9 protein-coding genes, 1 other RNA gene and 1 pseudogene are annotated in these 11,052 nt (G+C 54.8%); 5 read left to right on the forward strand and 6 right to left on the reverse strand.

The genetic code is table 11. The annotated features are described in order from the left end of the window. Positions 1–86 precede the first annotated feature (86 nt). The gene (locus tag RBR25_RS16485; RefSeq protein WP_432820645.1) at positions 87–602 is read right to left on the reverse strand and encodes a rhomboid family intramembrane serine protease; all 516 of its coding nucleotides are present in this window, start codon (positions 600–602) and stop codon (positions 87–89) included. A gap of 192 nt (positions 603–794) precedes the next feature. Between RBR25_RS16485 and gabD the strand changes: the two genes are divergently transcribed. Both gabD and mscL read left to right on the forward strand, forming a co-directional pair. Beyond that, positions 795–2,258 carry an NADP-dependent succinate-semialdehyde dehydrogenase gene (gene gabD, locus RBR25_RS16490; RefSeq protein WP_432820646.1) on the forward strand — a complete coding sequence of 488 codons (1,464 nt, stop codon included), beginning with the start codon at positions 795–797 and terminating at the stop codon, positions 2,256–2,258. Between the two features lie 179 nt (positions 2,259–2,437). Next, entirely contained in the window at positions 2,438–2,863 is a 426-nt protein-coding gene (mscL, locus tag RBR25_RS16495; protein WP_432820647.1) for a large conductance mechanosensitive channel protein MscL, read from the forward strand. 143 nt (positions 2,864–3,006) lie between these two features. Here mscL and RBR25_RS16500 read toward each other — a convergent pair whose 3' ends face one another. After that, on the reverse strand, positions 3,007–3,513 hold the full coding sequence (locus RBR25_RS16500) for a hypothetical protein (protein ID WP_432820648.1): 507 nt from the start codon (positions 3,511–3,513) through the stop codon (positions 3,007–3,009). A gap of 42 nt (positions 3,514–3,555) precedes the next feature. Continuing rightward, positions 3,556–4,773, reverse strand: a complete 1,218-nt coding sequence (locus tag RBR25_RS16505; protein WP_432820649.1) for a DUF438 domain-containing protein — start codon at positions 4,771–4,773, stop codon at positions 3,556–3,558. A 460-nt stretch (positions 4,774–5,233) separates the two neighbouring features. On the opposite strand from RBR25_RS16505, the gene RBR25_RS16510 reads away from it, so the two are divergent. Beyond that, positions 5,234–6,901 (forward strand): L,D-transpeptidase family protein, encoded by a 1,668-nt coding sequence (locus RBR25_RS16510; protein ID WP_432820650.1) that lies wholly within the window; start codon positions 5,234–5,236, stop codon positions 6,899–6,901. Positions 6,902–6,904: 3 nt separating this feature from the next. On the opposite strand, the gene RBR25_RS16515 is transcribed toward RBR25_RS16510, so the two are convergent. Next, positions 6,905–8,080 carry a TraB/GumN family protein gene (locus RBR25_RS16515; RefSeq protein ID WP_432820651.1) on the reverse strand — a complete coding sequence of 392 codons (1,176 nt, stop codon included), beginning with the start codon at positions 8,078–8,080 and terminating at the stop codon, positions 6,905–6,907. A gap of 160 nt (positions 8,081–8,240) precedes the next feature. Next, a non-coding RNA gene (gene ssrS / locus RBR25_RS16520) (6S RNA) lies at positions 8,241–8,420 on the reverse strand. A 350-nt stretch (positions 8,421–8,770) separates the two neighbouring features. Here ssrS and amt point away from each other — a divergent pair. Both amt and RBR25_RS16530 read left to right on the forward strand, forming a co-directional pair. Further along, positions 8,771–10,081, forward strand: a complete 1,311-nt coding sequence (gene amt / locus RBR25_RS16525) for an ammonium transporter (RefSeq protein ID WP_432820652.1) — start codon at positions 8,771–8,773, stop codon at positions 10,079–10,081. 42 nt (positions 10,082–10,123) lie between these two features. Next, the gene (locus RBR25_RS16530; protein ID WP_432820653.1) at positions 10,124–10,858 is read left to right on the forward strand and encodes a TorF family putative porin; all 735 of its coding nucleotides are present in this window, start codon (positions 10,124–10,126) and stop codon (positions 10,856–10,858) included. On the opposite strand, the pseudogene RBR25_RS16535 reads toward RBR25_RS16530, so the two are convergent. Further along, positions 10,855–11,052: pseudogene (locus tag RBR25_RS16535) on the reverse strand (hypothetical protein); the annotation flags it as partial. The gene RBR25_RS16530 and the pseudogene RBR25_RS16535 overlap by 4 nt on opposite strands.

Here is an 11,052-nt window from a genome sequence, read left to right on the forward strand (position 1 = left end):
TTTCAAAGAGCCATTAAGGCCGCTGCGGGGATATCTACGACATTTTGCCGAGGCCTTTCGGCCCGGCAACAACCGAATTGGTTGGCTCATGCCTCAAGCCGCGTGAGCTTTTTTCGCGATTGCATCATGGGATGCCAGAGATAGCCGAGGAAGGTAGCGGTCAGGGCGGTCAGGGTATAGAGGACGAGAAAGCGCGCCTTGCCCAGTTCCGATTCGATGAGCGGGCCGACCTGATGCAGAACCATCATGTTGAAGCCGATGTGCAGGATGCCGCCGTGGGTGAAGGCGTAGGTCAGGCAGCGCCACCATTCCCCCTGCTGCACGACCAGGGGCCAGAACTGGCCGCCCCAGTCGATCAGCAGTGGGGTCGGCGGCGCCAGCAGTACCCGGCCGCCGAGGCCGCGGGCGGTGCCCTGCACGACCATCAGCGAAAAGAGAATGAGGTTGACGACCAGAATCAGTTTGCTCAGGGAAAAAGCCGCGCCGACGCTGGTCGGTTGCCCTTTGAGCAGGCTCTTGAAATCCCGCTCCCAGCGCATGATCCGCCATTGCCAGCGGGTGCCGTTCATCCCCAATCCGTCGAAAAAGCGTTTCCAGTCCAAAAGCGAAAATCCTTCCGTAAAAGATAGTGTTCCGGAAATATTGCAGAAAGAGCCGCAAGGTTCAAGCTTTTCCGGGGCGGGAAGACTTGAATTCGGCGGTGAATTGTGCAAACTTGCTCTTTGGATTTACGGATATTCATTGGATTGATTTTTGTCCTTCTCGACCTCGCGCTTTCAGCGAAAGGAGACCTCATGAACGGATTCTCTCTTCAAAATGCGAAACTCTTTCGGCAGCAATGTTACATCGACGGGCAATGGCATAATGCCGACAGCGGCAGCACCATTGACGTCACCAACCCGGCAAGCGGTGAGAAACTTGGCACCATCCCCAAAATGGGTGCCGCGGAAACCCGTCGCGCCATTGAAGCGGCCAACAACGCCTGGCCCGCCTGGCGGGACAAGACCGCCGGTGAGCGCGCCGTCATTCTGCGCCGCTGGGCGGAACTGATGATGGCTCATCAGGAGGATCTGGCGCGGCTGATGACCGCCGAGCAGGGCAAGCCCCTGGCCGAATCGCGGGGAGAAATCGCCTACGCTGCGTCCTTCATCGAGTGGTTCAGCGAAGAGGCCCGTCGGGTTTACGGTGACGTGATTCCGGCGCATCAGGCCGACAAGCGCATCGTTGTCATCCGTCAGCCGATCGGCGTTTGTGCGGCGATCACCCCCTGGAACTTCCCTTCGGCGATGATTACCCGTAAGGCCGGCGCGGCCCTGGCGGTGGGTTGCACCATGGTGGTCAAGCCCGCTACCGCCACCCCCTATTCGGCCCTGGCTTTGGCCGAACTCGGCGAGCGGGCGGGTCTTCCCGCCGGGGTTTTCAGTGTCGTCACCGGCGCCTCGGGCGCCATCGGCGGCGAACTGACCGCCAATCCCCTGGTGCGCAAGCTGACCTTTACCGGCTCTACCGAAATCGGCAAGCAGCTCGCCGAAGAGTGCGCCAAGACGATGAAGAAGGTTTCCATGGAATTGGGCGGCAATGCCCCATTCATCGTCTTTGATGATGCCGATCTCGATGCCGCCGTCGAAGGCGCGATCATCTCCAAGTATCGCAATACCGGCCAGACCTGTGTCTGCACCAACCGCTTCCTGGTACAAGCCGGGGTTTACGAGGCCTTCGCCGCAAAGCTCGCGGCCAAGGTCAAGGCGATGAAGGTGGGGGATGGGCTTCAGGAGGATGTCCAGCAGGGTCCGCTGATCGATCTCGGGGCGGTGGAGAAGGTCGAGGAGCACATTCAGGATGCGCTGGATGGCGGTGCTCGGGTGGTTTGCGGCGGCAGGCGCCATGCCCGCGGCGGAAGTTTTTTTGAACCGACCGTATTGGCTGATGTGACGCCGAGCATGAAGGTTGCCAAGGAGGAGACCTTCGGTCCGGTGGCTCCCTTGTTCAAGTTCACCCATGAGGAAGAAGCGGTCAAGATGGCCAACGATACCGAGTTCGGCCTGGCCTCCTATTTTTACACCCGCGATCTCGCCCGGACTTGGCGCGTGGGCGAAGCGCTGGAATACGGCATGGTCGGCATCAATACCGGCCTGATTTCCACGGCCATCGCCCCTTTTGGCGGCGTCAAGGAATCGGGTCTCGGCCGTGAGGGGAGCAAGTACGGCATCGAGGATTATCTCGAAGTTAAATATCTGTGCATGGGAGAGATTCGCTGATGCCGTAACTTCGTCCTGCCGGGGTCGAGACAGTCTGTTTTTTTAATGTAAGACCTTGTAATACCGGCTTTTTTAAAATGAGACCCGATCGGATATCTTTTATTGATCTTTGCCGGATAGCTGCTATTCTTTGCACAGGGTCATTAATTTATAACTGTCATTCAGAAGTGGAGGTCCGTATGTCACTAGTCAAGGAATTCAAGGAGTTCGCGGTCAAGGGTAATGCCGTGGACATGGCGGTCGGTATTATTGTCGGCGCTGCCTTCGGCAAGATCGTCACTTCGATCGTCAACGATGTGATCATGCCCCCCATTGGTAAGCTGCTCGGCGGGGTCGACTTTACCGGACTCTTCCTCAACCTGGGGAGCGAAACCTACGCGACGTTGGCCGACGCCAAGGCAGCCGGCGCCGCGACCCTCAACTACGGCGCCTTCCTGCAAACGGTGGTTGACTTTGTCATTGTTGCCTTTGCCGTCTTCATGCTGGTGAAGGGGATCAATTCGCTGCGCAAGAAGGAAGAAGAAGCTCCCGCCGAACCTCCCGCGCCGCCGGAAGATGTCGTTCTGCTCCGGGAAATTCGTGACGCTCTGCAAAAACGCGGATAATTTCCCCCTGCTTGTCCCGCCTGCAAAATAATTGCGCACCCGCGGTTGCACTCGGCAGCCGCGGGTGCCTTTCCCTTTAAGACATTTCCCGCCCTATTATTCGTGTTTTTCCCGTAGTATCCAGTTAGGCTTTTGCAGTTTGTTTAGTCCTTCTTGGCTTGGCTGTCCCCTTGTTCCGGCAACCGGTATGCGGTTCCAACCAGAGGATTGCTTTCACCAAAAGTCTTTTTCAGTTCTTCAACGATGGTTTCTCTAGGGGTACCGTCCTTTTCCATGCCCTTAACCAGTTGATACGCCGCGAAGAGTGGTGATGGTCCGATTTCCGAGGAAAATTCTCCTGCCCCCTGATTCCACACAAACAAGGAAAATAATTCATCGAGCTCTTCCACGGTTGTCCCTTCGGCATACGCTTTTACCAACTCGCGCGTCGCTTGACGAAAACGCCGAGCACCAACTGCGTTGGCAAGCGAAAGAAGATACTTGGTTCTTATGTTTATCGCGGCGTTCTCTTTTTTCCATACCAATTGCCAGAATCCTCCGACAATCTTTGCCAGTTCGTCATCTGTTTTCTTGAAGTTCATTAATGCTGTTGGCAGAAGCGGCGGCTGATTCGTTTTTTTAGTCGGATTATTCATGTCTTTTTTGTCCATTATTGATTCTCCTTTTCAAGTTTTGGGATTCTGATTTCAAATTTACTCCCAATCCAACAATCTTTTCTCGTTTTTCATTTGAACAATATCAGTAATATCTTGGCCAACTTCTATTACACCACGATATTTCTTGTTTTCATCTCTTACCGCAAAATAGCGAATCAGAATATATTTACCTCTCATTTTGATACGGAAGTCAGCTTCATTGCGGTTTCCATTTTTGAATTCTGAGACAATTCTTTCTACGATATGAACACTTTCCGGCGGATGACAATTTTTCACATCACGGCCGATAATTGCCGGTGACCGAGGGAAAAATCTTTCATTTGCCCGATTGAAAAATACCACTTTGTCATTTTCATCAACAAAAGTAATATCTACAGGAAGGTGATTGAATGCCAATAAAACTTGTTCATAGCTCATTTTTCCTGTTTCTGAAAAGAATCCCCCTGAGATTCCATTCTGATTGATATTTTTTTGCGTCGGAATGGCGCTATTTTTTTTCATTGGTGCTTTGATGAAAGGGAAGGGATATTCGAAACTTTGTTGGTACATGGCATCCCACTCATCATCTGATATTGTTTCAGAAGCTACGGGGTAGATGATCAGATTTTCTTTTTGAATCATTCCATAATTTAAAAATAAAAAGTTATTCAATGTTTCATTGAATTTTTCAAGATTGCTGTCTTGGCGTTCAAGTGTCGATATGATTTCTTTCAAAGTTTTTCGGATATCATCATGAAGTGACCACATTACCGTCAACGGACGGTAATTTCCCCATTTTTTTTCTAAATAAGGGAATAAAATATTTTCCTTTTTTACATAATGAGATTCAAACTCTTTAAGTCCCCTGAATTTAGGCAACAATTCCTTTTTTATGTCGTGAAAGTCATTGCTTTGCAAGTTAGAGTATTTATTGAAATTTTCTTTGATTACATTTAATTTGCGGGTTAGCTCTTGGTTCTCTTCCATCAAGTGACCAAGAAAAGAATCAGGATCCGGTTTTTCCCAGGGATATTTCTCCAGACTGTTAAAAAAAGTACTGATGACTTTTTCAATATCCTTTTTTATTACTTTTGGTGTAATGCCCATCTGGAGTTGTTGGTCTTCAAGGGTGAGCATATCGTGAGGTGTCATAGTGTCGATTGCCTCGCGATATCGCTCTGCCAGATCCTTGCAATCTTCGCCCTTCATTATCCCCTGCGAAAAGGCCAGTAACTGTTTTACCCTGTTTTCTCGATTATTAATGAACTCCGACATGGTTAGACTCCTTTTTTAAATTTTGATGCCAATGAACGATGTCGTTGCAGACTGGGCCATGTGTGGTCGCTGCTTGATGGTGATAATCTTACACACCCCTCGTGTAAATAAATTGACGTATGTCAAAAATGAAAACTACTTTCAATTTCAGAAAAAAACATTTTTCCTCATTCCGTAAAAACCGTCTTCTGCGCCCATCTTGTTGAGCTGGTTTTAGCTCCCAAGCGGAGTTGATAAAGCTGGCGGATTATTTTCCGACTGTGTTAGCGCGGAGCATGTGAAGAAGCCTGCCCTGGCAACTGTAAATTTTTTTGTGGGGAAAGGCCGGGGTTTTTCGGAAATGGACTGGCGGGGAATTGTCTCGGCGAGTATCATTAATACTGCGTCGTTTCCCGACGATTCTTCGTCCCGGTCCGCTTTCCTGTTGTTTTGACTCTGAACCTATGTCGAGGGATCTGTAATGCATTTGCTGCTGGTTGTTACCCTGTTTTTCTCTGTTCTTCTCAACATAATCTCCCTTCCAGCTTATGCCTTGTCCCTTGGCGAACAGGTTCAAAGCGAAATGCGCTCCCTGATTGAATCGGCCAGTGCAAGCGGCAGGCTTGTGCTGGCTTCCGGTTCGGAGCGTATCGACCCTGCGTCGCTGGCGCTCTACGCGCGTCGGCAGGGGCTGCCGCTATGGACCGGCGATCAAGGGCCAAGGCCACAGGCCCGGTTGTTGCTTGACGCGCTGCGGAAGAGTAGGGCGGAAGGTTTATGCCCTGAGGATTATCATGCCGAGCAGATTGGTGGACTTCTGGCGCTGACCGAGGAGATGCCCCGACACGGGATGCTTTGCGAGCCCTGCATGATGGCGTGTCTTGAACTTTTGCTGACGGATGCCTTTCTCGTTTACGCCCGGGATCACTTGGTGGGGCGCATGGCCTTCGCGCAGATGCGCGAAGCGCCGGAATTCGGCGATGGTGAAACCGATCCGGCACAACTGCTGGAGGATGCCCTGCGGGAGAATCGTGTCGCCGAAACGCTGATGGGGTTGGTGCCGAAGAATCCGGGCTACCTCAAACTGATGGAGCAGCTCGAGATTTACCGGGGCCTGGCGGCGGCGGGGGGCTGGCCGAAGGTGGATCCGGGGGAAACGCTGCGTCCCGGTATGCGTCATGAGCGGGTGCGGCAAGTGAAGGAGCGCCTGCGCACGACATCGCAGCGGGTCTGGCCGGAGAACGAGGCGGATGATCTGCTTGCCGGGGAGTTGTTGCAGGCGGTCAGGGATTTCCAGACACTGTTCGGGCTGGAGGTGGATGGCGTGGTCGGTCCGGCGACGCTGGCAGAACTCAATGTGACGGCGGAGGAGCGGGTACGGCAGATCGAATGGAATCTGGAGCGCTGGCGCTGGCTGCCGAAACCTTCGCCCCGGCGTTATCTCGAAGTGAATATCGCCGACTTCACCCTGAAGGTGGTGGAGGAGGAAAGGGTGGTCATGGAGATGGCGGTGATCGTCGGCACCGAGGTCCGTAAAACCCCGGTCTTTTTCGGAACCATGACCTATCTGGAGCTTTCACCCTACTGGCACGTGCCGCCGACCATCCTTCGTGAGGACAAGCTGCCGCTGATCCGCCAAAATCCCGGGTGGCTGGCGCAGAAGCACTTTGAAATCGTTCCCTGGGGCAATTCTGGAGAGAGAATCGATCCTTCCACCATCGACTGGAGCACGGTGACGGCGAGTAACTTCCCGGGGGCCCTGCGCCAGAAGCCCGGCCCCTGGAATCCGTTGGGGCGGGTCAAGTTCATGTTTCCCAATCGCCAGGCCATCTATCTCCACGATACCTCTGCGCGTCACCTCTTCAAGCGTCGGGTGCGGCTTTTCAGCTCCGGCTGTATCCGCATCGAGCGGCCCTTCGATCTCGCCTTTTACCTGCTTGAACCCCAGGGCTGGACGCGGGAAGAACTGGAGACGGCGATGAAGCAGAGCAAGCCGCGGCAGGTCTCGCTGAACGACCCCCTTCCCGTGCGGCTTCTTTACTGGACCGCCTGGGTTGATGAGGCGGGCGTCATGCAGTTTCGCCCCGATTACTATCAGCGTGATCTGGACATGCAGCTGGCGCTGGAGGCTTGGCGCAGGCGTCTCTGAAGTTCAGAAGAGATCCTTCAGCCAGCCGAAGGCGAGTAGCGTTCCCGCCGAGGCGCCGAAGGAGGAAAAGAAGAAGACCAACAGCACGCGGGTCATGCGATTGCCCCACCAGCCGCGCACCGAGGTCATATCTTCGGGAACCCGTTCCAGGTCGCGGACCGTCGGCGGGGTAACGAAGGCTTGGACGATGCCGGTGATGAAACCGACGCCGATGGCCGGGTGCAGGGTGGTGATGGGGGCGCCGAGAAACGAGGCGAGAATGGTCAGGGGATGACCGAAGGCGAGGAGGGAGCCGAGGGCTGAGAGCAGGCCGGTGGAGAGAATCCAGGCGAGGGCGGCATCGGCAATTTTTTTGGGGTCGCCAAAGAGGAACCCGCCGATAAAGAGCAGGATCACCAAGGCGGGAATGAGCCAGGGAACGATTTTCGACGCCGTTGGTTTTTCGGGGATGGTGGAGATCTCCGCGATGGTTTCGTCGGGGATTTCCTCCGTCAGTTGTCGGCGGATGCCGGGAAGATGGGCGGCGCCGACTACCGCGACGATTTTTTTGCCGGGAGTGGCGCGAATGTGATGGGCCATGTAGGTGTCCCGCTCGTCCACCAAGATGGTCTTGACCGACGGAAGAATGCTTCCCATCTCCTCCAGCATGGCGGAGAGGGTATCGCTCTGGCGCAGTCGCTCCAACTCTTTTTCGTCGATTTCGGTCTTTTCGAAGATACCGGCCAGCAACGTGGCGAGCAGGTTCATCTTTTTCCACCAGCCCGTTTTGCGCCAGGCGCGCAGTAGTGTGGTGCGGATGTCACGGTCGACCAACGCCACTGTAATCCCGTTTTCTTCGGCGAGATCGGCGGCGGCGGCCAGTTCGGCTCCCGGTTTGACCCCGGTCTGTAGCCCCATGCGTTTCTGATAGGACGCCAGGGCCAGGTTTGCCATCAGAAAGGGCGCCTGGCCTTTTTTGATGACCTGCATGATGTTCAGTGATTCCCACTGGTTGCGATTCCGCAGTGATTGCAGGCGCTGGGTGTCGAGTTCCACGCAGACGGCGTCGGGTTGTTCCGCTTCAATGACCTGCCGGACCTGGTCGACGGAGGCCTGGGAGATGTGGGCGGTGCCGATCAGGAGGATTTCCTTGTCGGGCAGTTGGATACAAAGGGGGGCGTTGGTCTTCGAAGTGTCCATTAAAACGGATCTTTCCTGGGCTGGGTGATGTGATCGCAGAGGAGCCGGAGGGAGAGTTAATCCGAAAGGAATGAAAGCGACAGGTCGAGGCGAGGTGCGCCCCGACTTTTTTTGTAACAAACAAAAAGCGCCCCCCTTTGGTGGTGAGCGCTTTTTCCGAAAACTCTCCACGCCTGCCGTGGGTCATTGGGCCTCCAGCGAGTCCCAATAAGGTGGAATCTCTTGTAGGCATATCAGGCGTCCCACTCAATGGTGGGCTGGCTCACAATGCCCCTGAATCGATCCCGTAAAAACATTATTCCGCTCGGGCGTTCTGACCACACCTGCAGGGCAGAGAGTCTTTCAGCTTGGATTCAGTATAACCACAGCCTCGGGCCCTGACAAGCAAAATTTCCCTCCTGTATCGACTCCATTCCGGAATCGGACTTTTTTGTTTTCACCGTATCCCGCCTGCCTGGTTAAGTGGCACGCTCCCTTTGGGCTGCCGGAAATTTAGGCGAAAACACCTCTCTTTAATTTGTAATTATCTGAAGAATATGGATTTTTCACGTTGGCATTGCTGATGCTAAAGAACCGGTCAAAGCGCGGCGGCTTCAGTGAGAGGCCGGAAGGGGTCGGCAGTCTCATCCCGGCGCGGCAAGAAGCCGGTCTCCGTTTCTCATCACCTTGAACCAAGCGGGAGGTAGCGACATGCAGAGATTATTCAAGTACATCGGTTTTGGGATGATTCTGGCCGTGCCTTGGCCGGTCATGGCTGAGGAGGCTCCTCTGACGGAGGTGGCCTTTATCCTCAATACCTTTTCTTTCTTGATCAGCGGGGTGCTGGTCATGTGGATGGCCGCTGGGTTCGCCATGCTTGAAGCGGGCCTGGTACGCTCGAAGAATGTGGCGACCATCTGTCTCAAGAATATCTCGCTCTTTGGTATCGCCGGTATCCTTTACTACCTCGTCGGCTACAACCTCATGTACAGCGGTGTTGACGGTGGTTTCATGGGCAGCCTGGGGCTATGGGCCGCCGATGATTCGGCGGCCTTGGCCGGGAATTACGCCGCCAAGTACGCAGCGGGTTCCGACTGGTTCTTTCAGATGGTCTTCTGCGGCACCGCCTGTTCAGTCGTCTCCGGCTGTGTCGCCGAGAGGATCAAGCTCTGGCCATTTCTCATTTTCTGCGTGATTCTTACCGGTTTCATCTATCCGATTCAGGGCTCCTGGGTCTGGGGGGGCGGCTGGCTAAATGAAATGGGGTTTTCCGACTATGCCGGCTCGACTCTGGTTCATTCCGTCGGCGGTTGGGCGGCTCTCACCGGCGCTCTCATCCTTGGCGCCCGCAAGGGCAAATATGGTCGGGACGGCCGGGTCAACCCGATTCCCGGCTCCAATCTGACTTTGGCGACCATCGGCACCTTCATTCTTTGGATGGGCTGGTTCGGTTTCAATGGCGGCAGCGCCCTGGCTCTAGGCATTGCCGGCAGCGCCATCGAGCAGGCCAACGTCTACATCAACACCAACCTCGCCGCTTGTGGCGGGATGATCGCGGCGATGATCATGGTGCAACTGCTGTACAAGAAAGTTGACGTGACCATGGCCCTGAACGGCGCCCTCGCCGGTCTGGTCAGCATCACCGCCGGTCCCGCGGCACCCGCGCCGGGGGGCGCGATCCTTATCGGTGCCGTGGGTGGAATTTTGGTGGTACTGGCGGTCCCTTTCTTCGACAAGCTGAAGATTGACGATGTGGTCGGCGCTCTCTCCGTCCATTTGGTCTGCGGCATCTGGGGCACCTTGGCGGTCCCCATCAGCAACAGCGAGACTAGTTTTATGACCCAGTTGATCGGCGTGGTCGCTATCGGTGGCTTCGTGACGATCTGCAGCAGTAGTGTTTGGCTGGTCATCAAATACACCCTGGGGTTACGGGTCTCCGAAGAAGAGGAATATCTTGGCAGCGACGTGGCCGAGATCGGTATGGAGGCTTATCCCTACTTTCAGGGACGCAATATCAACTGATCCAGGTGGCAGCTCATTCCAACCCTTAACCAGGAGGAAACAATGAAAAAAATATCCATGATTCTTTGCGCGGCGGCGGTCTTCGCGGCAGCTGTTCCGCTTCCGGCACCTGCCGCCGTGGAGGTGGAAGGGGGCGCTTATGTCGGCTTTTTCGATAAGTACCTGTGGCGAGGCTACGATCTTAGTGGCAGCGGCGGGGTTATTCAGGGGGGGATGGATCTGAGCCACAAGGGTTTCACCCTGAGCTACTGGACCAATATCCAGGCTAACGACGACAAGGAAGGAGGGTTTCCCTCCGGCGAGGCCACGGAAAACGACATCACCCTCGATTATTCCTTTGACCTGACTGAAATGGTGTCGCTGAATGTCGGCAATATCTTCTATGACCTCGAAGGCCTCGCCGATACCAACGAAGCCTATGTCGGTGTTACCGTGAATACCCTGCTCGAGCCGACCCTTACCGCCTATTACGACTGGGACGAGTGCGAAGAGGACGGTCTCTACCTGACCGCCGTCGTCGGTCACGGCTTCGATCTGGCCGAAGGGCTCTCCCTGAGTCTCGGGGCCTTGGTCGGTTACAACCAGGAAAGTGATTACGCCGTGGGTGATTATAGTGACTGGCACAATTATGAGCTGAGTGTCGGTATCGACTATGCCGTCAACGAGAATATCTCCATCAGTCCGTCCTTCCTTTTTTCTTCCCCCATCAGCGACGAGGCCAAGGCGTTGATCGACAGCGAAACCGTGGGCGGTCTGACCCTGAGTTTCACTTTCTAAAAAAGTTTTTTTCCCGACATCTTGGCCGCCGGTCGACAGCCTGCCGCCACCCGACTATAATGGGTGGCGGTTTTTTGTTTGCCCAGCGTAGCGGGCAAACCCGGCCTGTTGCAAGAGACAGGCGTCACCCCGGCCAGGGGGAAGACAATCCGAATCGCAAGGGCGTTGCTGGTAACGGCAGGGTCTGAAGGAAG

Origin of the sequence: Trichloromonas sp., assembly GCF_034006665.1 — a bacterium.
In the GTDB taxonomy this organism is placed as follows: Bacteria; Desulfobacterota; Desulfuromonadia; order Desulfuromonadales; family Trichloromonadaceae; genus Trichloromonas.

Coding starts and splice junctions, on each gene's coding strand:
- gabD (WP_432820646.1), top strand. CDS start 795: ATGAACGGATTCTCTCTTCAAAATGCGAAACTCTTTCGGCAGCAATGT.
- mscL (WP_432820647.1), top strand. CDS start 2,438: ATGTCACTAGTCAAGGAATTCAAGGAGTTCGCGGTCAAGGGTAATGCC.
- RBR25_RS16500 (WP_432820648.1), bottom strand. CDS start 3,513: ATGGACAAAAAAGACATGAATAATCCGACTAAAAAAACGAATCAGCCG.
- RBR25_RS16505 (WP_432820649.1), bottom strand. CDS start 4,773: ATGTCGGAGTTCATTAATAATCGAGAAAACAGGGTAAAACAGTTACTG.
- RBR25_RS16510 (WP_432820650.1), top strand. CDS start 5,234: ATGCATTTGCTGCTGGTTGTTACCCTGTTTTTCTCTGTTCTTCTCAAC.
- RBR25_RS16515 (WP_432820651.1), bottom strand. CDS start 8,080: ATGGACACTTCGAAGACCAACGCCCCCCTTTGTATCCAACTGCCCGAC.
- amt (WP_432820652.1), top strand. CDS start 8,771: ATGCAGAGATTATTCAAGTACATCGGTTTTGGGATGATTCTGGCCGTG.
- RBR25_RS16530 (WP_432820653.1), top strand. CDS start 10,124: ATGAAAAAAATATCCATGATTCTTTGCGCGGCGGCGGTCTTCGCGGCA.